This window comes from Pseudomonas sp. PB120 (genome assembly GCF_009761815.1).
GTDB lineage: Bacteria > Pseudomonadota > Gammaproteobacteria > Pseudomonadales > Pseudomonadaceae > Aquipseudomonas.
Genome location: NZ_RWIN01000051.1, coordinates 274,005 through 296,972 on the forward strand (window position 1 = coordinate 274,005; position 22,968 = coordinate 296,972).

Below are 22,968 nucleotides of genomic sequence, written 5' to 3' on the forward strand. Positions count from 1 at the left end.
GACTTGATCGCGAGCAGGCTCACTCCCACATTGGAGCTGTGGAGTTTTACAGAACCGAGGCAGTCGTCGGCAGTTTCGGCTGGCGGTACAGATCCAGCAGCACCTGATCCAGCACCGAGGACGCGCCGAACGGGGCCTTGTCGTTCAGGATCGCAACCACCGCCCAGGTATTGCCGTTGATGTCGCGACTGAAGCCCGAGATCGCACGCACGGTGTTCAGGGTGCCGGTCTTGACGTGGGCTTCACCGCGCATCGCCGTGGTCTTCAAGCGCTTGCGCATGGTGCCGTCGGTGCCGGCAATCGGCATCGAACTGATGAACTCGGCGGCGTACGGGCTGCGCCATGCAGCTTGCAGCATCGCGGCCATTTCACGGGCGCTCACACGTTCGGCGCGAGACAGGCCGGAGCCGTTCTCCATCACCAGGTGCGGTGCGGTGATGCCTTTCTTCGCCAGCCACTGACGCACAACCCGTTGCGCCGCCTTGGCGTCATCGGTGTCGGCATCGGTACGGAACTGCTGGCCCAGGCTCAGGAACAGCTGCTGGGCCATGGTGTTGTTACTGTATTTGTTGATGTCACGGATGATTTCCGCCAGGTCCGGCGAGAAGGCCCGGGCCAGGACCTTGGCGTCTTTTGGCGTTGGTGCCAGGCGATCCTTGCCCTGGATGCTGCCGCCCAGCTCCTTCCAGATCGCCCGCACGGCGCCGGCGGTGTAGGTCGCGTGGTCGAGCAGCGACAGGTAAGTCTGGGAGCTGCAGCCATCGCCCAACTGGCCGCCAACGGTCACGGTCACGCTGCCATCGGCCTGGGGCACCGGGTTGTAGCGCACGCCACCGGTGCATTGCTTGGAGGGCAAGGCTTTGACCTGGTTTTCGATGCGAATGGTCGCGATCGGCGGCTCTACCGACACCAGCACCCGGCCGCTGTCGTTGCGTGCGACAAAGCGCAAGGCCTTGAGGTTGACCATCAGCGAGTCAGGCTTGACCAGGAACGGCTTGTTCTCGTCATTGCCGTCGTCGTTGAACTCGGGCAATTGCGGCTGAACGAAGAAGTTGCGGTCCAGCACCAGGTCACCCGTGACCTGCGTGACGCCGTTGGCGCGCAGGTCGCGCATCAGCAGCCAGAGTTTTTCCATGTTCAGCTTCGGATCGCCGCCACCCTTGAGGTAGAGGTTACCGTTGAGAATGCCGCCGCTCAGGGTGCCGTCGGTGTAGAACTCGGTTTTCCACTGGTGGTTCGGGCCGAGCATTTCCAGCGCCGCATACGTCGTGACCAGCTTCATGGTCGAGGCCGGGTTGACCGAGACGTCAGCGTTGAAAACAGTCGGGGTGCCCGGGCCGGTCAGAGGGATCATCACCAGCGACAGCGCGTTGTCCTGCAGCTTGCTGGCCTTGAGGGCTTTTTCGACATTGGGCGACAGGGCGGTGTTGACGGGATCAGCGTAGACGGGAAGGGCCAGGGGAAGCAGAAAACCGGCCAGCAACAAAGGACGCAACGATTTGATCATCTGAAATAAAACCCTGCATTCGAGGGGAAAAAGACGAGGGCATGAAGATAAATTCCCTCAGTGGTCACGAAAGTGTCGGCATTATGCCCCAAGGTGGAGTGGCTTGTGCCTTACCCGGGCCCTCTAATTACGCTATTTTTTACCGATGGCAGGCCCGCAGGCCCAGAGAGTCGGGCAATTGGCGGCTTAAACTGCTAAAGTGCCGCCCGTTATTACTTATGAGGATTGTTCCAATGGCGACTAACCGTTCCCAGCGTCTGCGCAAAAAACTGTGCGTCGATGAATTTCAAGAGCTGGGTTTCGAACTGAACCTGGATTTCAAAGAAGATTTGGCTGATGAAGCCATTGATGCTTTCCTCGACGCGTTCCTGAAAGAAGCCATGGAAGCCAACGGTCTGGGCTATGTTGGCGGCGACGACTTCGGTCTGGTTTGCCTGCAGAAGCGTGGCTCGGTCAGCGCTGAACAACGCGCCGCCGTTGAAGCCTGGCTCAAAGGCCGCACCGAGCTGACCAGCGTTGAAGTCAGCCCGCTGCTGGACGTCTGGTACCCGGAAAAGCCGATCAATCCGGTAGCTTGATGTTCTGAAAAAAACGGCGACCCAAGGGTCGCCGTTTTTTTATGCCTGTCAGAAAACCCCGACCCCTGTAGGAGCGAGCTTGCTCGCGATGAACCTGAGAACACCGCGGGCATTCAGAAAGCTCGCGTTATCGTTGTCCTCCATCGCGAGCGAGCTCGCTCCTACAGGGTCTTGCGCCAGTTCAAGATCAGCAAGGTCAACACCCCCGCCACAATCCCCCAGAATGCTGAACCGATGGAAAACAGCGTCAGCCCCGAGGCGGTCACCATGAACGTGATCAGCGCGGCTTCGCGTTCTTTCACTTCGCTCATGGCGATGCTCAAGCCATTGATGATCGAGCCGAACAGCGCCAGCGCCGCAATCGACAGCACCAGCTCTTTGGGCAATGCAGCAAACAGCGCCGCCAACGTTGCGCCGAACACCCCGGCGATCCCGTAGAAAATCCCGCACCAGACCGCGGCCGTGTAACGCTTGTTGCGATCTTCATGGGCATGCGGCCCGGTGCAGATCGCCGCGCTGATGGCCGCGAGGTTGATCCCGTGGGACCCGAACGGCGCCAGCAGCAGCGAAGCGATGCCGGTGGTGGTGATCAGCGGCGAGGCCGGCACGGTGTAGCCATCGGCGCGCAGCACGGCGATCCCGGGCATGTTTTGCGAGGTCATGGCCACCACGAACAACGGGATGCCGATGCTGATGGTCGCGGCCAGGGAGAAGTGCGGTGTGGTCCAGACGGGCGTCGCCACTTCCAGGTGGAAACCGCTGAAATCCAGCAGCCCCATGAACCCCGACAGCGCCGTGCCGATCAGCAACGCGGACAGCACCGCATAACGCGGCGACAGGCGCTTGACCAGCAGGTAGGTGAAGAACATCCCCAGCACCAGCGCCGTGCGATGCTGGGCGGCGACGAAAATTTCGCTGCCGATCTTGAACAGAATCCCCGCCAGCAACGCCGCCGCCAATGAAGCCGGAATCTTTTTCACCAAGCGCTCGAAGCTGCCGGTCAGGCCACAGATCGTCACCAGCACCGCGCAGGTGATGTAGGCGCCGATCGCTTCGCCGTAGGTCACGCCGCCCAGGCTGGTGATCAACAGCGCAGCGCCCGGGGTCGACCAGGCGATGGTGATGGGGGTGCGATAGCGCAGGGACAACCCGATCGAGCACACCGCCATGCCAATCGAAATCGCCCAGATCCACGACGAAATCTGCCCGCTGGTCAGCCCGGCGGCTTGCCCGGCCTGGAACATCAACACCAGGGAACTGGTGTAGCCGGTCATCATGGCGATGAACCCGGCGACGATGGCCGACGGCGAGGTGTCGGCCAATGGGCGCAGTTGCGTGTGCGTGGTGTCGTTCATGACCGCGGGGTTCCTTGTGGGCGCAATTAATTCTGAAGATGGCTTTTGTGGCGAGGGAGCTTGCTCCCGCTGGGCTGCGAAGCGGCCCCGAACCCTGGGCAACATTGAATCGTGTTTGCAGTGTTTACGACGGCTGCGCCGCCGAGCGGGAGCAAGCTCCCTCGCCACAGGGTTTGTGTGGACCTCAAATTTATGAGTTCAAGCCTAAACTCAAAAGTAACCAGCCGTTGCGATACAGCCGTCGGGACAAACAGCCGTACAGTCGTGTTGCCACCCTCCATTGTGTACAATCGCAGTGTTTTTTACGCGATACTTGCCAGCGACCCACTGTGCCGTATTACAGTCACGGTCAATTCGCCGCAGTTCTCCCGACTCGAGTGCCCATGAACGAACAGTTGCAGCCCCTCAAGAAACAACCGAAAGCAGGCAAAGCCGGCCGCAGCGGTACCCAGGACGATATTGTCTACGCGCATATCTTCGAGGCCATCCTCGAACAGCGCCTGGCGCCCGGCACCAAGTTGAGCGAAGAAGCGCTGGGGGAAATTTTCGGGGTCAGCCGCACCATCATTCGCCGCGCGCTGTCTCGCCTGGCCCATGAAGGCGTCGTGCTGCTGCGGCCGAATCGCGGTGCTGTAGTGGCCAGCCCGAGTGTCGAGGAGGCGCGTCAGGTGTTCTTCGCCCGTCGCCTGGTCGAGCGTGCGATCACTGAATTGGCCGTGCAACACGCCACCGCCGAGGAACTCGCCGAATTGCGTCAGATGGTCAACGACGAGCGCGACAGCTTCTCCCGTGGCGATCGCGGTGCCGGTATCCGCCTGTCGGGCGAGTTTCACCTGAAGCTGGCCGAAGCGGCGAAGAATGCCCCGCTGATCAGCTTCCAGCGCAGCCTGGTGTCGCAGACTTCGCTGATCATTGCCCAATACGAAAGTGGCAACCGTTCGCACTGTTCCTATGACGAACACACTCAGTTGATCGATGCGATCGAAGCACGCAACGCTGAGCTGGCGGTGAACCTGATGATGCATCACATGGACCACATCGACAGCAAACTCAACCTCGACGAAGAAAGCGCGTCGGATGATTTGCATGCGGTGTTCTCGCATTTGTTGCAGACCAAGAAGCCTGGGCGTCCGTCAGCGAAAATCTGATAGACCGCGGCGCGCCTATCGCCAGCAGGCTGGCTCCCACAGGGTTTTGTGTTGAACGAAAATTCTGAGATCACTGAAGATCAACTGTGGGAGCGAGCCTGCTCGCGATAGCGATCGCATAGGCAATAAAAATCCCCCGGGCTGAAAAGCGACGGGGGATTTTTTATGCCTGGAGAAAACTCAGCGCTGATGCACCTGATTCCCCGCTGCATAGGTCTGCAACACCGTCCGGTCATCCCCCAGCGTCATCAACACAAACAACGTCTCGGCAATGTTGTTGGCCTGCTTCAAGCGATAGCTCAACAGCGGCGTGGCGTTGTAATCCAGCACCAGGAAGTCCGCATCCGTACCCGGCAGCAACGTGCCGATCTTGTCTTCCAGCCGCAACGCGCGGGCGCCGCCCAGCGTCGCCAGGTACAACGATTTGAACGGGCTCAGTCGCGCGCCTTGCAGCTGCATGACCTTGTACGCCTCGTTCAACGTCTGCAGCAGCGAGAAACTGGTGCCGCCGCCGACGTCCGTGCCCAGGCCGACGTTCAGTTTGTGCTTCTCGGCCATCGGCAAGTTGAACAAGCCGCTGCCGAGGAAGAAGTTCGAGGTCGGGCAGAACGCAATCGCCGAGCCGGTTTCTGCCAGCCGCGCGCACTCGTCATCACACAGGTGCACACCGTGGGCGAACACCGAGCGCTCACCCAGCAGCTGGTAGTGATCGTAGACGTCGAGGTAACCCTTGCGGTCCGGGAACAGCTCCTTGACCCACTCGACTTCCTTCAGGTTTTCGCTGATGTGGGTCTGCATGTAGAGGTCCGGATACTCACTCAGCAATTGGCCGGCGAGGGTCAATTGTTCCGGGGTGCTGGTCGGGGCGAAGCGCGGCGTCACGGCGTAATGCAAGCGGCCCTTGCCGTGCCAGCGCTCGATCAGCGCCTTGCTTTCGACGTAGCTCGATTCGGCGGTGTCGGTCAGGTAGTCCGGTGCGTTGCGGTCCATCATCACCTTGCCGGCGATCATCCGCAGGTCCAGCTGTTCGGCCGCTTCGAAGAACGAGTTCACCGATTGCGGGTGCACGCTGCCAAACACCAGCGCCGTGGTGGTGCCGTTGCGCAGCAGTTCCTTGATGAAAATCTCCGCGACTTCGTCGGCGTGCGCCTTGTCGGCGAACTGGCTTTCGCAAGGGAAGGTGTAGGTATTGAGCCAGTCCAGCAGCTGCTCGCCATAGGCGCCGACCATGCCGGTTTGCGGCAGGTGGATGTGGGTGTCGATGAAGCCGGGGGTGATCAGCGCGTCCTGATAATGCGTGATCTCGATATCGGCCGGCAGGGTCGGCAGCAGTTCGCTGGCGTGGCCGATGGCGCTGATCTGGCCGTTGTCGACCACCAGCAAACCGTCCTCGAAATACTCGTAGGACGCTTCGATGCCCACTTCGGCGGGGTCGGCGATGCTGTGCAGAATGGCGGCGCGGTAGGCTTTGCGAGTCAGTGGCATGAGCGTTCTCAATGGGAGGCTTGGCTGCGGCGTGAAGCGGGCAGCAGTTTGGCAATCGGTTCGGCGCTGGAAGTGTGCTGACCGAAGTTCGCGTTATAGGTGGCGATGATTTCGCCAGCGATGGAGATGGCGATTTCCACAGGCAGCTTGCCTTTGACTTCGCCAATGCCCATCGGGCAGCGCATGCGTTGCAGCACGCTGCTGTCAAAACCGCGGTCGCGCAGGCGGTGTTCGAACTTCACGCGTTTGGTCTTCGAGCCGATGAGGCCGAAGTAGGCGAAGTCGTTGCGCTTGAGGATCGCGGCGGTGAGTTCGAGGTCCAGCTGATGGTTGTGGGTCATGACGATGCAGTAGCTGCCGACGGGCAATTCGTCGATTTCGTCCACCGGTTCTTCGGCGACGATTTTGCGCACCCCGTGGGGGATCTGTTCGGGGAATTCGTCTTCGCGCGAATCGATCCAACGCACCCGGCAGGGCAGGCTGGCGAGCAACGGCACCAGCGCCCGGCCGACGTGACCGGCGCCGAACACGGCGATCTGCGCCTGGACCTGGCCCATCGGTTCGAACAGCAACACGGTCACGCCGCCGCAGCACTGGCCGAGGCTGGCGCCGAGGCTGAAGCGCTCCAGATGGGTGTCCTGTTTGCCGCTGGCCAGCATCTCGCGGCTGATCTGCATGGCTTTGTATTCCAGATGCCCGCCACCGATGGTGTCGAACGTCTGGTTGGCGCTGATGACCATCTTCGAGCCGGCGTTGCGCGGCGTCGAGCCGAGCTCTTCGATGATGGTCACCAACACGCAGGGTTCACCCTGGGATTGCAGGTCGGCGAGGGCGTCGATCCAGTTGTACATGTTTCACCTCGACATCGTCGTTGTCTGTTCGGGCCTCATCGCCAGCAGGCTGGCTCCCACAGTGTTTTGTGGTGCTCACAAAATCTGGTTCACACACACATCCACAGTGTTTTGTGGTGCTCACAAAATCTGGTTCACACACATCCACAGTGTTCTGTGGTGCTCACAAAATCTGGTTCACACACACATCCACAGTGTTCTGTGGTGCTCACAAAATCTGGTTCACACACATCCTGTGGGAGCCAGCCTGCTGGCGATGGGCCGCGCCTCGGTCATTAAAGCGAAGCCAACTCGGTTTCAGCTTCAACAGCTTTCACAGCTTTCAACTGCCGCATCTGCTCACAACCCCACAACACCCGCTCCGGCGTCGCCGGCGCGTCGATGTTCGGTTGATGCTTGTAGTCGCCCAGGCTGGCCACGGCGTCCTTGATCGCACACCACGAAGCAATCCCCAACATGAACGGCGGCTCACCCACGGCCTTGGAATGGAACACCGTGTCTTCCGGGTTCTTGCGGTTTTCCACCAGCTTCACCCGCAGGTCCAGCGGCATGTCCGCGACCGCCGGGATCTTGTAGCTGGCCGGGCCGTTGGTCATCAGCTTGCCCTTGTTGTTCCACACCAGTTCTTCCATGGTCAGCCAGCCCATGCCCTGGATGAAACCGCCCTCGACCTGGCCGATGTCGATGGCCGGGTTCAGCGAGGCGCCGACATCGTGAAGGATGTCGGTGCGCAGCATTTTGTACTCGCCGGTCAGGGTGTCGACGATCACTTCGCAACACGCCGCACCGAAGGCGAAGTAGTAGAACGGCCGACCGCGCGCCTGGCTGCGGTCGTAGAAGATTTTCGGGGTCTTGTAGAACCCGGTGCTCGACAGTGAAACCTGAGCGAAATACGCCTGTTGGATCAGCGCTTCAAACGTCAGGATGTGATCGCGAACCCGCACGTGACCGTTGTGGAATTCCACGTCTTCTTCGCTGACCTTGTACTGCCGCGCAGCGAACTCGACCAGGCGTTTCTTGATGATTTCAGCCGCATTCTGCGCCGCCTTGCCGTTCAGGTCGGCACCGCTGGAAGCGGCGGTAGGCGAGGTGTTCGGCACCTTGTCGGTGTTGGTCGCGGTGATCTGTACCCGGTCCATTTCCACCTGGAACACTTCGGCCACGACCTGTGCGACTTTGGTGTTCAAGCCCTGGCCCATTTCGGTACCGCCGTGGTTCAAATGGATGCTGCCATCGGTGTAGACGTGGATCAGCGCACCGGCCTGGTTGAGGAAACTGGCGGTGAAGGAAATGCCGAATTTCACCGGCGTCAGTGCCAGGCCTTTTTTCAGGATCGGGCTGTTGGCGTTGTAGCGACGAATCGCTTCGCGGCGCTCGGCGTACTGGCTGCTTTCTTCCAGTTCGGCGGTCATTTCCTCGAGCATGTTGTGCTCGACGGTCTGGTAGTAATGGGTGACGTTGCGCTCGGTCTTGCCGTAGTAGTTGGCCTTGCGCACCGCCAGCGGATCGAGGCCCAGGTGCCGGGCAATCGCGTCCATCACTTCTTCGATGGCGACCATGCCTTGCGGGCCGCCGAAGCCACGGTACGCAGTGTTCGACGCGGTGTTGGTCTTGCAGCGATGACCGTTGATGGTCGCATCGCCCAGGTAGTACGAGTTGTCGGCGTGGAACATTGCACGGTCGACAATCGAGTTCGACAGGTCCGGCGAGCAGCCGCAGTTACCCGCCAGTTCCAGCTGGATGCCATGCAGGCGCCCGCTGTCGTCAAAGCCCACGTCGTACTCGACGTAGAACGGGTGACGCTTGCCGGTCATCAGCATGTCTTCCACGCGCGGCAGGCGCATTTTGGTCGGCTGGCCGGTCAGGCGCGCAATCACCGCGCACAGGCAGGCCGGGCTGGCGGCCTGGGTTTCCTTGCCACCAAAACCACCGCCCATGCGGCGCATGTCGACGACGATTTTGTTCATCGACACGTCCAGCACTTCGGCCACCAGTTTCTGCACTTCGGTGGGGTTCTGCGTGGAGCAGTAGACGATCATCCCGCCGTCTTCAGTTGGCATCACCGACGAGATCTGGGTTTCGAGGTAGAAGTGCTCCTGGCCGCCAATGTGCAGCGTGCCCTGGATGCGATTTTTCGCGGTGGTCAACGCACCCGCCGAATCACCGCGTTCATGGGTGTGGCTGTCCAGCACGAAATGCTTTTTGCGAAACGCCTCGACCACGTCCAGCACCGGTTCCAGGTCTTCGTATTCGATCACGGCGGCCATGGCGGCTTTGCGTGCGGTCTCCAGGTCCCGGGCGGCGACGGCCATGACCACCTGTCCGACGAACTGCACGGTGTCGATGGCCAGCAACGGGTCACCGGGCATCAGCGGGCCGATGTCTTTCAGGCCCGGTACATCCTCGTGAGTAATGGCGATGCGCACACCGTCAAAGGCGTAGCACGGCGAGGTGTCGATGCTGATGATCTTCGCGTGGGCGCGGTCCGACAGCCGAGCATAAACGTGCAGCTGATTCGGAAATTCCAGCCGGTCATCGATGTACTGCGCTTCACCGGCCACATGCTTGGCGGCGCTGTCGTGCTTGACGCTGCGGCCGACGCCGGTGGTCAGGTCCTTGGCGAACAGTTCAGCCAGTTCGGCTTGGGTCTTCTCTACACCATGATGATTAGACATAAGCGGTCACCCGAGTCTCGATGTGCGGCGTTTGCAGTTCGATGAAGTATTTGCGCAGCAGGTTCTGGGCGCTGAGCAGGCGGTATTCCTTGCTGGCGCGGAAGTCCGAGAGCGGCGTGAAATCGTCGGCCAGGGCGGCGCAAGCGCGTTCGACCGTGGCGTGGTTGAACGGCGAACCGAGCAGGACAGCTTCACAGCGGCTGGCGCGTTTCGGAATCGCCGCCATGCCGCCGAAGGCGACGCGGGCATCGGCGATGACGCCGTTGTCGAGGCGCAGGTTGAACGCGGCGCAGACGGCGGAAATGTCATCGTCCAGGCGCTTCGACACTTTATAGGCGCGGAACAGCTGTTCGACGCTGGCGCGGGGCACGATGATCTTTTCGATGAACTCGCTTTCCTGACGCGCCGTAACCCGGTAATCGATGAAGTAATCTTCCAGCGCCAGGGTGCGGCGGGTTTCGCCTTTGCACAGGACGATTTGCGCGCCCAGTGCGATCAGCAGCGGTGGCGAATCACCAATCGGCGAGGCGTTGCCGATGTTACCGCCGAGGGTGCCCTGGTTGCGGATTTGCAACGAAGCGAAGCGTTGCAGCAGTTCGCCGAAGTCCGGGTATTCAGTTTTCAAGGCGTCGTAGCAATCGGAGAGGGCGGTTGCGGCGCCGATTTCCAGGCGGTCGTCGAAGCGCTCGATGCGCTTCATTTCGGCGACGTTGCCCACATAAATCATCACCGGCAGCGTGCGGTGGAATTGCGTGACTTCCAGCGCCAGGTCGGTACCGCCGGCGAGCAGGCGGGCCTGTGGATACGCGTCGTAGAGGTCAGCCAGATCAGCCACGGTCAGCGGCACCAGGCAGCGTTTGTCACCGCTGTTGAGCTCGCCGATGTCGGTCGGTGCAATCGATTTCAGACGCGCAATCGTCTCGGCTTCGCGGGCATCGAACTGGTCTGGCTGCTTGCTGCAGCAGGATTGCTCGGCGGCTTCCAGGATGGGTCGATAGCCGGTGCAACGGCAAAGATTGCCGGCCAGCGCTTCGTGGGCTTTGTGCGAGTCCGGCTGTTCGCTGTTCTTTTGCAGCGCAAACAGCGACATCACAAAACCCGGGGTGCAGAAGCCGCATTGCGAGCCGTGGCACTCGACCATGGCTTTTTGCACGCTGTGCAGTTCGCCTTTGTGCTTGAGGTCTTCGACGCTGATCAGTTGTTTGCCGTGCAACGACGAAACAAAGGTCAGGCACGAATTGAGGCTGCGATAGCGAATGTGTTCGCGGCCATCGTCATCCGTTTGCAATTCGCCGACCACCACGGTGCAGGCGCCACAGTCACCGCTGGCGCAGCCTTCTTTGGTGCCGGGTTTGCCCACATGCTCACGCAGATAATTGAGCACGGTCAGGTTCGGGTCCAGGGCGTGCTCGCTACGGAGTTCCTGGTTGAGTAAAAACTGGATCACGGAAGGCCTCGCAGACTCATTATTGTTGTTAACCGCTTTGAACCGAATTTATCAGGTCTGACTTTTCGGTCAATGATTTTCTGACTTAAAGGTCAGGAAATAACATTTTTGGCGGATAACAACGCGTTCCATCAGTATTGACCCTCGCGGGATAGCCTGCTTTTTTGCTTAATTCGTGCCAAAAACCGCCGAGTGGGCACTCCGCCACGACCCCTCATGTGCGCTACACTGCGCCGCCTGTACAGATCGAAAGCATTTGAAGGACAACCATGACGTTCAAGGCGCCGGATAGCCTCGCCGAGCAAATCGCTCACCACCTCGCCGAGCGGATCATTCGCGGCGAAATGAAGCCCGGGGAGCGCATCCAGGAACAGAAGGTCACGCTGGCCCTCAATGTCAGCCGCGGCTCGGTCCGCGAAGCGTTGCTGATTCTTGAGCGCCGCCACCTGATCGCGATCCTGCCGCGACGTGGCGCCCATGTGACCGAACTCACGGCGCACAAGGTGCAGAGCCTGTGCACGCTGATGAGCGAGATGTACATCCTGCTCGCCAACGCCGTGGCCACAGGCTGGCAAGTCCAGGCTGACCTCGCACCGTTCGTGCAGATTCAGCAGCGCCTGACCGCCAGCTACGAACGTCAGGACATTCATACCTTCGTCGACGACAGTTTCAACGTGATGCGTGCCACGTATCCGTTCGCCAACAATCCCTATCTTCAGGAAACCGTCGAGAATCTGCAGCCGGCCATGAGCCGTGCCTACTTTCTGGCCCTGGATCAGCGCAAGGCCTCGATGAGCGAGTACCTGGAGTTGTTCGAGCGCCTGCTCGCCGCTGTGGTTGCCCGTGACTTTCCACAGATTCGCGCGGTGCTGACGGCCTACGGCCAGCGCAGCTGCGATCTGGTGATCTCCGCCCTGACGGACGCCTAAGCGTGCGGCTCAAGTGCATTAAACTGGCGGGGTTCAAATCCTTCGTCGACCCGACCACGGTGAACTTCCCCAGCAACATGGCGGCGGTGGTCGGGCCCAATGGTTGCGGCAAGTCGAACATCATCGACGCCGTGCGCTGGGTGATGGGCGAAAGCTCGGCCAAGAACTTGCGCGGCGAGTCGATGACCGACGTCATCTTCAACGGCTCGACCAGCCGAAAACCGGTGAGCCAGGCCAGCATCGAGCTGGTGTTCGACAACTCCGACGGCACCTTGCTCGGCGAATATGCCGCCTACGCGGAAATTTCCATCCGCCGTAAAGTGACCCGCGACAGCCAGACCACTTATTACCTCAACGGCACCAAATGCCGTCGTCGCGATATCACCGACATCTTCCTCGGCACCGGCCTGGGCCCGCGCAGCTACTCGATCATCGAACAGGGGATGATCTCCAAGCTGATCGAGTCCAAGCCCGAAGACCTGCGCAACTTTATTGAAGAAGCGGCGGGCATCTCCAAGTACAAGGAGCGCCGGCGCGAGACCGAAAACCGCATCCGTCGCACCCACGAAAACCTCGAACGCCTGACGGACTTGCGCGAAGAACTTGAGCGCCAGCTCGAACGCCTGCACCGTCAGGCCGAGGCGGCGAAGCGGTATCAGGAATACAAAGGCGAAGAGCGTCAGCTCAAGGCCCAGTTGTCGGCCCTGCGCTGGCAAGCATTGAACGAACAGGTCGGTCAGCGCGAAGCGGTCATCAGCACTCAGGAAATCACCTTCGAAGCCTTGGTCGCCGAGCAACGCAACGCCGACGCCAGCATCGAACGCTTCCGTGACGGGCATCACGACCTGTCCGAGCGCTTCAATCTGGTGCAGGGCCGCTTCTATTCGGTCGGCGGCGACATCGCCCGGGTCGAGCAAAGCATCCAGCACGGCCAGCAACGTTTGCGTCAGTTGCAGGACGACTTGAAAGAAGCCGAGCGCGCCCGCCTGGAAACCGAATCGCACCTGGGGCACGACCGCACGTTGCTGCTGACCCTCGGCGAAGAACTGGACCAGCTCACGCCGGAACAGGAAGTCACCAGCGCCGCCGCAGAAGAAGCCGCGGCCGCGCTGGAAGAATCCGAAACCACCATGCACGCCTGGCAAGAGCAGTGGGACACGTTCAACCTCACCGCCGCCGAACCCCGTCGCCAATCCGAAGTGCAGCAGTCGCGCATCCAGCAGCTGGAAACCAGCATGGAGCGCTTGGCCGACCGCCAGAAACGCCTGGCTGAAGAACGTGCCTTGCTCTCGGCGGACCCGGAAGACGCGGCGATCATGGAACTCAGCGAGCAGCTGGCCGCCAGCGAAGCCACGCTCGAAGATTTGCAGGCCAGCGAAGAAGCGCAGGTCGAACGGCTTGAGCAGTTGCGTCAGGAACTGCAAACGGCCCTGCAAAACCAGCAACAGGCCCAGGGCGATTTGCAGCGCCTCAACGGCCGGCTTGCGTCCCTTGAAGCCTTGCAGCAAGCGGCGCTCGATCCGGGCACCGGCACCGCTGAGTGGCTGCGCGATCAGCACCTGGCGGACCGCCCGCGCCTGGCCGAAGGCCTTAAGGTGGAGGCCGGTTGGGAGCTGGCGGTGGAAACCGTGCTCGGCGCCGACCTGCAAGCGGTGCTGGTGGACGACTTCGGTGACTTCGATCTGGCCGGGTTTGCCCAGGGCGACCTGCGTCTGCTCAGCCCGGCCAGCGATGGCGTGCGGGTGCCGGGCAGCTTGCTCGACAAGGTTGATGCGCAGATCGATCTGTCGCCGTGGCTGGGGCTGGTCAAACCGGTGGAAACCCTCGAACAGGCCCTGGCCCAGCGCAGTCAATTGACGGCCGGCCAGAGCCTGATCAGCCGTGATGGTTATTGGGTCGGTCGACACTTCTTGCGTGTGCGTCGGGCCAGCGAAGCGGAGAGCGGTGTGCTCGCCCGTGGTCAGGAAATCCAGCGCCTGACCCAGGAACGCGAAGAGCGCGAAGCCACGGTCGAAACCCTCGAAACCCAGCTGCAAAATCTACGGGCGCAACAACGCCAGCAGGAAAACGGCCGCGAACACCTGCGCCGTCTGCTGCAAGACGAAGCCCGCCAGCAAGGTGAACTGAAAGCACAATTGTCCGCCGGCAAGGCCAAGGTCGAACAACTGACGTTGCGCCGTACTCGGCTCGACGAAGAACTCACCGAGCTGGCCGAGCAGCGAGCGCTGGAGCACGAAAACATCGGCGAAGCGCGCCTGCAATTGCAGGAAGCCCTCGACGCCATGGCGCTGGACACCGAGCAGCGCGAGCTGCTGCTGGCCCAGCGTGACAGTCTGCGTGAACGCCTTGACCGCGTGCGCCAGGAAGCCCGGCAGCACAAGGACCACGCGCATCAATTGGCGGTGCGTCTGGGCTCGCTCAAGGCGCAGCACGACTCGACGCGTCAGGCCCTTGAACGTCTGGAAATGCAGTCCGAGCGCCTGACCGAGAAGCGCGAACAGCTCAGCCTCAATCTGGAGGAGGGCGAGGCGCCGCTGGAAGAACTGCGCCTCAAACTGGAAGAGCTGCTCGACAAGCGCATGACCGTCGACGAAGAACTCAAGACCGCGCAGATCGCCCTCGAAGATGCCGACCGCGAATTGCGCGATGCCGAAAAGCGCCGTAATCAGGCTGAACAGCAATCGCAACTGATCCGCAGCCAGCTCGAACATCAGCGCATGGAATGGCAAGCCCTGACCGTGCGCCGCAAGACTCTGGAAGATCAATTGCTCGAGGACGGCTACGACCTCCACGGCGTGCTCGCCACGCTGACGAGCGAGGCCAACGAGAAGGCCGCCGAGGAAGAACTCGAACGCATCGCCGCGCGCATTCAGCGCCTTGGTGCGATCAACCTCGCGGCCATCGACGAATACCAGCAACAATCCGAGCGTAAACGTTATCTGGATGCGCAGAACGACGATCTGGTGGAAGCGCTCGACACCCTCGAGAACGTGATTCGCAAGATCGACAAGGAAACGCGCAACCGCTTCAAAGATACCTTTGATCAGATCAATGGCGGTTTACAGGCGCTTTTCCCAAAAGTTTTCGGTGGCGGGCGCGCGTATTTGGAACTGACGGGCGAAGATCTACTCGATACAGGGGTGACGATCATGGCGCAGCCGCCCGGAAAGAAGAACAGCACCATCCATTTGCTCTCCGGGGGCGAAAAAGCCCTGACCGCATTGGCCCTGGTTTTTGCGATCTTCAAGTTGAACCCGGCGCCGTTCTGCATGCTCGACGAGGTTGACGCACCACTGGATGACGCTAACGTTGGACGCTACGCGCGGTTGGTCAAAGAGATGTCGCAGACGGTGCAGTTCATCTACATCACCCACAACAAGATCGCCATGGAAATGGCCGATCAACTGATGGGGGTGACGATGCATGAGCCGGGTTGCTCGCGGCTGGTGGCCGTGGATGTCGAAGAGGCAATGGCGATGGTCGATGCCTGAGGGGCTGGCAAAATGACACAATTTGCGCGCCCGGTTCGACTGACGGTGTAAAGTTGCCTTTGGTCGTGCTAGTTTAATGTCAATTTTTCGTATACGTGGGCAAAACGCCTGTCAGAACATAGAGTTGGCGCCACGTTTTAAAGCGGTTTACGACTTGTAAACCCCTTATTTTTCAGCATTTTTTATAGAGGCACGGGATTACATGGAAATCGGTCTGCGCGAGTGGCTGATCGTCATCGGCATTATTGTCATTGCCGGTATTCTTTTTGATGGCTGGCGCCGTATGCGCGGCGGCAAGGGAAAACTGAAGTTCCGTCTTGATCGAAGTCTGTCCAATCTGCCGGACGAGGACACCAGCGCCGAGCTGTTGGGCCCGCCCCGCGTGCTGGATAACCACAAAGAACCGCAACTGGACGAGCACGATCTGCCGTCGGTGAGCATGCCGGCCCGTGAACCCCGTGAGTCGGGTTCCAAGCGCGGCAAGCGCAGCCATGGCGAACCGTCCCAGGGCGACATGAACCTCAGCCTCGACCTGGACGGCGGCCCGAGCTTCAGCAGCCGTGACGACGATTTCCCGGATGACACCAAATCCGCGCCTTCGGTCAGCGACAAAGAACAACCGCAAGCCGAAGAAGTGCTGGTGATCAGCGTGATCTGCCGCGACGCCGCCGGCTTCAAGGGCCCGGCGCTGTTGCAGAACATTCTGGAGAGCGGTCTGCGTTTTGGCGAAATGGACATTTTCCATCGCCACGAAAGCATGGCCGGTAACGGCGAAGTGCTGTTCTCGATGGCCAATGCGGTCAAGCCGGGTGTGTTCGACCTGGACGACATCGATCACTTCAGCACGCCGGCGGTCAGCTTCTTCCTCGGCCTGCCAGGCCCGCGTCATCCGAAGCAAGCCTTCGACGTGATGGTGGCCGCAGCACGCAAGTTGTCCCAGGAGCTGAACGGCGAACTGAAAGACGACCAGCGCAGCGTACTGACCGCGCAGACGATCGAACACTACCGTCAGCGCATCGTTGAATTCGAACGCCGCGCCCTGACCCAGAAGCGCTGATCCAAAGGTTGAAGCGGGCTCTTGTGGCGAGGGAGCTTGTTGTGGCGAGGGAGCTTGCTCCCGCTGGGCTGCGAAGCAGCCCCATCCAGGCCACCACCATATGAATCAGATACACCGTATTCGCTGGTTTACGACGGCTGCGCCGCCGAACGGGAGCAAGCTCCCTCGCCACAGTGTCCATAGCTTTGAGCTACTGTATTTAGAAAATTGAGCAGCCTCGGCTGCTCTTTTGCTTTATGAGAGAACACCCATGACCGCCGCCAAAAACCGCATTCTAGAGCTGCGCGCTGAGCTGGATCAGCACAACTATCGTTATCACGTGCTGGACGAACCGAGCATTCCGGACGCCGAATACGATCGTTTGTTCCACGAACTCAAGGCCCTCGAAGCGGCCCACCCGGAACTGATCACCAGCGATTCGCCAACCCAGCGCGTCGGCAGCGCGGCGTTGTCGGCGTTCACCCAGGTGCGGCATGAAGTGCCGATGCTCAGCCTCGGCAACGCCTTCGAAGAAAACGACATGCGCGAGTTCGACCGTCGGGTGACTGAAGGTCTGGACCTGCCGGCGGGCGACCTGTTCGGTGGCGGCGCGGCGGTAGAATACAGCTGCGAACCCAAGCTCGATGGCCTGGCGGTCAGCCTGCTGTATCAGGACGGCGTATTGGTGCGCGGCGCTACGCGCGGCGATGGCACCACCGGCGAAGACATCAGCGTCAACGTGCGCACCGTGCGCAACATTCCGCTGAAACTGCAAGGCAGCGGCTGGCCGGCGACCCTGGAAGTGCGCGGCGAAGTGTTCATGTCCAAGGCCGGTTTCGAGCGCCTGAACGCCACGCAGCTGGAAGTCGGCGGCAAGACCTTCGCCAACCCGCGTAACGCGGCGGCGGGCAGTTTGCGCCAGCTGGATTCGAAGATCACCGCCAACCGTCCGCTGGAATTCTGCTGCTACGGCATCGGCCAGGTGTCGGAAGATATTGCCGACACCCACATCGGCAACCTCAAGCAATTACAGGGCTGGGGCATGCCCATCAGCCGCGAGCTGAAACTGGCCCACGGCATCGATGAATGCCTGGACTACTACCGCGACATCGGCGAGCGCCGCAATGCGCTGGCCTATGAAATCGACGGCGTGGTGTTCAAGGTCAACAGCATCGCCTTCCAGCGTGAACTGGGTTTCCGCGCCCGCGAACCGCGCTGGGCGATTGCCCATAAATTCCCGGCCATGGAAGAACTCACCGAATTGCTCGATGTGGAATTCCAGGTCGGCCGCACCGGCGCTGTCACCCCCGTGGCGCGGCTGAAACCGGTCAAGGTTGCCGGCGTCACCGTGGCCAATGCGACGTTGCACAACATGGACGAAGTGGCGCGCCTGGGCCTGATGATCGGTGACACGGTGATCATCCGCCGCGCCGGCGATGTGATTCCGCAAGTGGTGCAAGTGGTCCTGGAGCGTCGCCCGGAGAACGCGCGGCCGGTGCAGATTCCCGAGAAGTGCCCGGTCTGCGGCTCGCACGTCGAGCGCACGCAACTGGTCAAACGCAGCAAAGGTCGCGAGACCGTCAGTGAAGGCGCGGTGTACCGCTGCGTCGGTCGGCTGGCCTGTGGCGCGCAACTCAAGCAAGCGATCATCCACTTCGTTTCCCGTCGCGCCATGGACATCGAAGGCCTGGGCGAGAAGAGCGTCGAGCAGTTGGTGGACGAAGGCCTGGTGAGTTCGCCGGCCGATCTGTACGCCCTGACATTCGAGCAAATCGTCGACCTCGAAGGCTTTGCCGAGCTGTCGAGCAAGAACCTGCTCAGCGCCATTGAAGACAGCAAAAAGCCGAGTCTGGCGCGCTTCATCTACGCCCTCGGCATCCCCGATGTCGGCGAAGAGACGGCCAAGGTGCTGGCGCGCTCGCTGGGCTCGCTGGAGCGGGTTCAACAAGCGTTGCCGCAAGTGCTCACGTACTTGCCGGACGTGGGCCTGGAAGTGGCGCACGAGATCCACAGCTTCTTTGAAGACGCGCACAACCAGCAAGTGATCGCCGATCTGCTCAAGCATGGCATGCAGATTCAGGATCAGGGCGAGCTGGGGGCCGAGTTTGCCGCTAGCACCACGCTGGGCGGGTTCCTCGACAAACTGCACATACCTTCGGTCGGCCCGGGCGGGGCGCAGAAACTGGCGGACAAGTTTGGTTCGCTGGAAGCGGTGATGAACGCCGACTGGCTGGACATGCGCCAGGCGCTGCCCGAGAAGCAGGCCAATTCAGTGCGTGAGTTCTTTGCGGTGGCAGACAATCGCCAGATCGCCGAAGCCGCAGAAAAGCAGCTGCGGGATTTCGGCATGCATTGGCAGAGCGAGAAAAAAGTCGTCGAAGGCCTGCCACTCGCCGGGCAAACCTGGGTGCTGACCGGCTCGCTGGAATTGATGAGCCGCGACATCGCCAAGGACAAACTCGAAAGCCTCGGCGCCAAGGTGGCGGGCTCGGTCTCGGCCAAGACTCACTGCGTGGTCGCCGGCCCGGGTGCAGGCTCGAAGTTGGCCAAGGCCAATGAACTGGGGTTGAAGGTGCTGGATGAAGAGGCGTTTGTTGCGTTCCTCAGCAAGCACGGCATTCAGGCCTGAACCAACACTTGGAGTGAGGGCTGACCCAAACGCTGTGGAGGGACTGACCCAACACCTAGGGTGAAGGCTGTCCCAAAACCCGTGGCAAGGCCTGACACAACACCTGTGGTAAGGCCTGACCCAAAAACCTGTGGCGAGGGAGCTTGCTCCCGCTAGACCGCGCAGCGGTCTCCTTCACCAGGGTGCCTGCTGCGCAGGCAAGCGGGAGCAAGCTCCCTCGCCACAATTGTGTTTCAAGCCCGGAACGATCCGCGCGCGTGGATGATCTAGTCTTGGCAAGCCCCAGGGAGAGATCGCCATGTACCGCTTCTTCGAACAGCTCAGCTCACGCATCGCCGCCCCTTTCATCGGCGAAAGCTCGCGCAACAGCAAGGTCTGGCAGTGCCGCTGCGGGCAATCCCTGTTCTTCCGCAACAGCCAATGCCTGGCCTGTTCCGCGGCGTTGGGCTACCAACCGGAGCAAAGCCGCCTGTCCTCGCTGCAACCCGGCCCCGTAACCGATACCTGGCTACTCGACGCCGACCCTGACGCGGGCCTGTTCCGCCGCTGCGCCAACCTCGACACCCCCGCCGCGTGCAACTGGCTGCTACCTGCCAACGATCACGATGCGTTATGCATCGCCTGCAGCCTGAACCACACCATCCCCGACCTATCCATTGCCGACAACCACGAACGCTGGCGCAAGGTCGAAATTGCCAAGCGGCGCCTGGTCGCGCAATTGGTCAGCCTGGGTTTGCAGGTGATCCCCAAAACCGTCGACGAAGAAACCGGCCTGGCCTTCGACTTCATCGGCGTCGACCTGGAAGGCAAACCGCCCACCACCGGCCACGCCAACGGCCTGATCACCCTCGACATCAAGGAAGCCGACGACGCCCACCGCGAGCAGGTCAGGGTGCAGATGCACGAACCGTATCGCACGTTGCTCGGGCACTTTCGGCATGAAGTCGGCCATTACTACTGGGATCGATTGATCGCCAACGGCCCGTGGCTGGAACCGTTCCGCGCATTGTTCGGCGACGAGCGCGCCAGTTACGCCGACGCGCTCGAACGCCACTACCAACAAGGCGCCCCCGCTGACTGGCAACAACACTACGTCAGCGCCTACGCGACCATGCACCCCTGGGAAGACTGGGCCGAAACCTGGGCGCATTACCTGCACATGATGGACGCAGTGGACACGGCGCTGGGGTTTGGCATGAGCGCGCAGGAAATGGATTTCGACTATCAGCCATTCCCGTCCAGCACCCTCTACGATCCGCAACACCCGGGCGGCGCGGCGTTCCTGTCCTTCGTCAACGCGTGGATCGAGCTGGCCGGCATGCTCAACGAGCTGTCGCGCAGCATGGGGCAACCGGACTTCTACCCGTTCGTGCTGCCACCCGCCGTCATCGCCAAGCTGCACTTCATCCACCTGGTGATTCAGCAGGAAGGCGGCAAGGCCGATGAGGTGTTGGCGCAGTAAGCGATCACCCATGATGGCCATTCAGTTTCAGTTAAGTTCGGATCGCTAAGGTGGCATCCTTATGCAACACACCAGGACACGTAATGAAGGTGCTTTCTTTTTCACGCCTGGCGCTGGTGCTCCTGGCCTTTTGTTCGGTGGTCATGGCCCGTGACCTGGACCAGGACGAAGCACTTCGCCTGCGACAACAAGGCGTGATATTGCCACTGGAGCAACTGCTGCAGCAAACGCTGGACCGCTATCCCGGTTGCAAATTGCTGGAAGCCGAGCTCGAAGAAAAACACGACGTCTACATTTATGAAGTCGAGTTGCTGACCGCCGAAGGCGTGGTCCGCGAGCTGGACATCGACGCCGTGACCGGCCGTTTATTGAAAGACAAGGAAGATTGACCGATGCGATTGCTGCTGGTGGAAGACCACGTGCCCCTGGCCGACGAATTGATGACCGGCCTCAACCGTCAGGGTTACGCCGTGGACTGGCTGGCCGACGGTCGCGACGCGGTCTATCAAGGCAGCAGCGAGCCTTATGACCTGATCATCCTCGACCTCGGCTTGCCAGGTTTGCCGGGGCTTGAAGTGCTGACGCAATGGCGCGCGGGCGGGTTGTCGACGCCGGTACTGATCCTCACCGCACGCGACTCCTGGGCCGAACGAATCGAAGGCCTCAAGGCCGGCGCCGACGATTACCTGACCAAACCCTTCCACCCCGAAGAACTGCATTTGCGCGTTCAAGCGCTGCTGCTCCGATCCCACGGCCACGCCAATCAGCCGACGCTCAAGGCTGCCGGTTTGCACCTGGACGAGGGCCGGCAATGCGTGACCCGCGACGGCGCCGACATCCAGCTCACCGCCGCCGAGTTCCGCCTGTTGCGCTACTTCATGCTGCACCCCGAACAGATCCTCTCCAAAACCCACCTGGCCGAACACCTCTACGACGGCGAAACCGAGCGCGACTCCAACGTGCTGGAAGTCCACGTCAACCACCTGCGGCGCAAACTCGGCCGCAGCGTGATCGAAACCCGCCGGGGCCAGGGTTACCTGTTCGGCGGGCAAACCGAATGAAGTCGATCCAGCGCCGCTTGAGCCTGGGCCTGATCAGCGTAATGGTCATCGTCGGTCTGGTGCTGGCGCAGACCAGCCTGTGGTTGTTCGAAATGGGTTTGCAGCGCTACCTCGAAGCCGGGTTGCGCAACGACAGCGAAAACCTGCTGGTGGCGTTGGTGCGCGGCCCACAAGGCTTGCAACTGGATGAGCGCCACTTGGCGCCGGCGTATCAGCGACCGTTTTCCGGGCATTACTTCCGTATCGATTTTGCCGACAGCCATTGGCGCTCCCGCTCGTTGTGGGATCAGGAACTGCCACGCCTCGAGAACCCCGGACTGGAGAGCAACTTGCAATTGGGCCCGGAAGGTCAGCAATTGCTGGTGCTGCGCTCGGACTATCGACGCCTGGGCCAGTCGATTTCCATCAGCGTCGCCCAGGATTACACCCCGGTGCGCGAGAGTTTTCGGCGCATGCAGCAAGTCGGGCTCGGCCTCGGGCTGGCGGGTTTGTTACTGATTCTGCTGTTGCAGCGAATCACCGTGCGCCGTGCCCTGCGCCCGCTGGAAAAGGCCCGCGAACAAATCGCCCAGTTGCAGCAGGGCCAGCGCTCGCAACTCGATGACCAAGTGCCGGTAGAACTGGAACCCTTGGTGGCGCAAATCAACCATCTGCTGGCCCACACCGAAGACAGCCTCAAGCGCTCGCGCAACGCACTGGGCAATCTCGGCCACGCCCTCAAAACCCCGCTGGCGGTGTTGTTGAGCCTGGCCTCAAGCGAGCAACTCGACGCCCACCCGCAACTGCGCAAAACCCTCAAGACACAACTCGAACAGGTCCAGCACCGACTCAACCGCGAACTCAACCGCGCCCGACTGTCCGGCGACGCACTGCCCGGCGCGCTGTTCGATTGCGACGCTGAACTGCCCGGGCTGCTCGCCACCTTGAACATGATCCACGGCGAACACCTGCACCTCAGCTACGTCGCGCCCACCGGCCTGCAACTGCCGTGGGATCGCGAGGACTTACTCGAACTGCTGGGCAACCTGCTGGACAACGCCTGTAAATGGGCAGACGCCGAAGTCCGATTGAGCGTGACCGAAACCGCAGAAAGTTTCGAACTGAGTGTGGAAGACGACGGCCCGGGGATTCCCGAGGACCAGCGCGATCAGGTGTTCAGCCGCGGCACGCGCCTTGATGAACAAACCGACGGACACGGCTTGGGCCTCGGCATCGTGCGCGACATCGTCGACACCTGGGGCGGCGCCTTAACGTTGGGCGAAAGCGAGTGGGGCGGCTTGAACGTGACAATCACGCTGCCAAAACGTTGAGACA

Annotated in this window: 16 protein-coding genes; 10 read left to right on the plus strand and 6 right to left on the minus strand. The window is 61.1% G+C overall.

Going from position 1 to position 22,968, the window contains the following annotated elements; translation table 11 throughout:
• Positions 1 to 46 precede the first annotated feature (46 nt).
• Positions 47 to 1,507 (minus strand): D-alanyl-D-alanine carboxypeptidase/D-alanyl-D-alanine-endopeptidase, encoded by a 1,461-nt coding sequence (gene dacB, locus EJA72_RS11800; RefSeq protein WP_157711615.1) that lies wholly within the window; start codon positions 1,505 to 1,507, stop codon positions 47 to 49.
• 233 nt (positions 1,508 to 1,740) lie between these two features.
• Here dacB and EJA72_RS11805 point away from each other — a divergent pair, with 233 nt between their 5' ends.
• A complete protein-coding gene (locus EJA72_RS11805; RefSeq protein WP_095082694.1) occupies positions 1,741 to 2,085 on the plus strand; it encodes a YggL family protein in 345 nt (114 codons plus the stop codon).
• A gap of 161 nt (positions 2,086 to 2,246) precedes the next feature.
• Here the strand turns inward: EJA72_RS11805 and EJA72_RS11810 are convergent, their stop codons facing one another.
• A complete protein-coding gene (locus EJA72_RS11810; RefSeq protein WP_157711616.1) occupies positions 2,247 to 3,440 on the minus strand; it encodes a benzoate/H(+) symporter BenE family transporter in 1,194 nt (397 codons plus the stop codon).
• Positions 3,441 to 3,823: 383 nt separating this feature from the next.
• On the opposite strand from EJA72_RS11810, the gene EJA72_RS11815 reads away from it, so the two are divergent.
• Complete coding sequence (locus tag EJA72_RS11815; RefSeq protein ID WP_157711617.1) at positions 3,824 to 4,588, plus strand: GntR family transcriptional regulator; 765 nt, start codon at positions 3,824 to 3,826, stop codon at positions 4,586 to 4,588.
• 180 nt (positions 4,589 to 4,768) lie between these two features.
• Here EJA72_RS11815 and guaD read toward each other — a convergent pair whose 3' ends face one another.
• The 4 genes from guaD to xdhA all read right to left on the minus strand — a co-directional run bounded on the left by guaD (position 4,769) and on the right by xdhA (position 11,046).
• Positions 4,769 to 6,073 (minus strand): guanine deaminase, encoded by a 1,305-nt coding sequence (gene guaD, locus EJA72_RS11820; protein WP_157711618.1) that lies wholly within the window; start codon positions 6,071 to 6,073, stop codon positions 4,769 to 4,771.
• A gap of 8 nt (positions 6,074 to 6,081) precedes the next feature.
• Positions 6,082 to 6,924, minus strand: a complete 843-nt coding sequence (gene xdhC, locus EJA72_RS11825; RefSeq protein ID WP_157711619.1) for a xanthine dehydrogenase accessory protein XdhC — start codon at positions 6,922 to 6,924, stop codon at positions 6,082 to 6,084.
• A 275-nt stretch (positions 6,925 to 7,199) separates the two neighbouring features.
• On the minus strand, positions 7,200 to 9,599 hold the full coding sequence (gene xdhB / locus EJA72_RS11830; protein ID WP_157711620.1) for a xanthine dehydrogenase molybdopterin binding subunit: 2,400 nt from the start codon (positions 9,597 to 9,599) through the stop codon (positions 7,200 to 7,202).
• The gene (gene xdhA, locus EJA72_RS11835) at positions 9,592 to 11,046 is read right to left on the minus strand and encodes a xanthine dehydrogenase small subunit (protein ID WP_178129295.1); all 1,455 of its coding nucleotides are present in this window, start codon (positions 11,044 to 11,046) and stop codon (positions 9,592 to 9,594) included. Before xdhA ends, xdhB begins: the two co-directional genes overlap by 8 nt.
• Before the next feature lie 269 nt (positions 11,047 to 11,315).
• On the opposite strand from xdhA, the gene EJA72_RS11840 reads away from it, so the two are divergent.
• From EJA72_RS11840 to EJA72_RS11875, 8 genes are all read left to right on the plus strand, one after another.
• Positions 11,316 to 11,975 (plus strand): GntR family transcriptional regulator, encoded by a 660-nt coding sequence (locus tag EJA72_RS11840; protein WP_157711621.1) that lies wholly within the window; start codon positions 11,316 to 11,318, stop codon positions 11,973 to 11,975.
• Positions 11,976 to 11,977: 2 nt separating this feature from the next.
• A complete protein-coding gene (smc, locus tag EJA72_RS11845) occupies positions 11,978 to 15,466 on the plus strand; it encodes a chromosome segregation protein SMC (protein ID WP_178129297.1) in 3,489 nt (1,162 codons plus the stop codon).
• A gap of 202 nt (positions 15,467 to 15,668) precedes the next feature.
• The gene (gene zipA / locus EJA72_RS11850) at positions 15,669 to 16,523 is read left to right on the plus strand and encodes a cell division protein ZipA (RefSeq protein ID WP_157711622.1); all 855 of its coding nucleotides are present in this window, start codon (positions 15,669 to 15,671) and stop codon (positions 16,521 to 16,523) included.
• 250 nt (positions 16,524 to 16,773) lie between these two features.
• Positions 16,774 to 19,131, plus strand: a complete 2,358-nt coding sequence (ligA, locus tag EJA72_RS11855; RefSeq protein ID WP_157711623.1) for an NAD-dependent DNA ligase LigA — start codon at positions 16,774 to 16,776, stop codon at positions 19,129 to 19,131.
• 298 nt (positions 19,132 to 19,429) lie between these two features.
• Positions 19,430 to 20,593, plus strand: coding sequence for a putative zinc-binding metallopeptidase (locus EJA72_RS11860; RefSeq protein WP_157711624.1), 1,164 nt, complete (start codon positions 19,430 to 19,432; stop codon positions 20,591 to 20,593).
• A gap of 83 nt (positions 20,594 to 20,676) precedes the next feature.
• On the plus strand, positions 20,677 to 20,982 hold the full coding sequence (locus tag EJA72_RS11865; RefSeq protein ID WP_157711625.1) for a PepSY domain-containing protein: 306 nt from the start codon (positions 20,677 to 20,679) through the stop codon (positions 20,980 to 20,982).
• A 3-nt stretch (positions 20,983 to 20,985) separates the two neighbouring features.
• Complete coding sequence (locus tag EJA72_RS11870; protein WP_157711626.1) at positions 20,986 to 21,654, plus strand: response regulator transcription factor; 669 nt, start codon at positions 20,986 to 20,988, stop codon at positions 21,652 to 21,654.
• Complete coding sequence (locus tag EJA72_RS11875) at positions 21,651 to 22,964, plus strand: sensor histidine kinase (RefSeq protein ID WP_157711627.1); 1,314 nt, start codon at positions 21,651 to 21,653, stop codon at positions 22,962 to 22,964. Before EJA72_RS11870 ends, EJA72_RS11875 begins: the two co-directional genes overlap by 4 nt.
• The last annotated feature ends 4 nt before the right edge of the window (positions 22,965 to 22,968 follow it).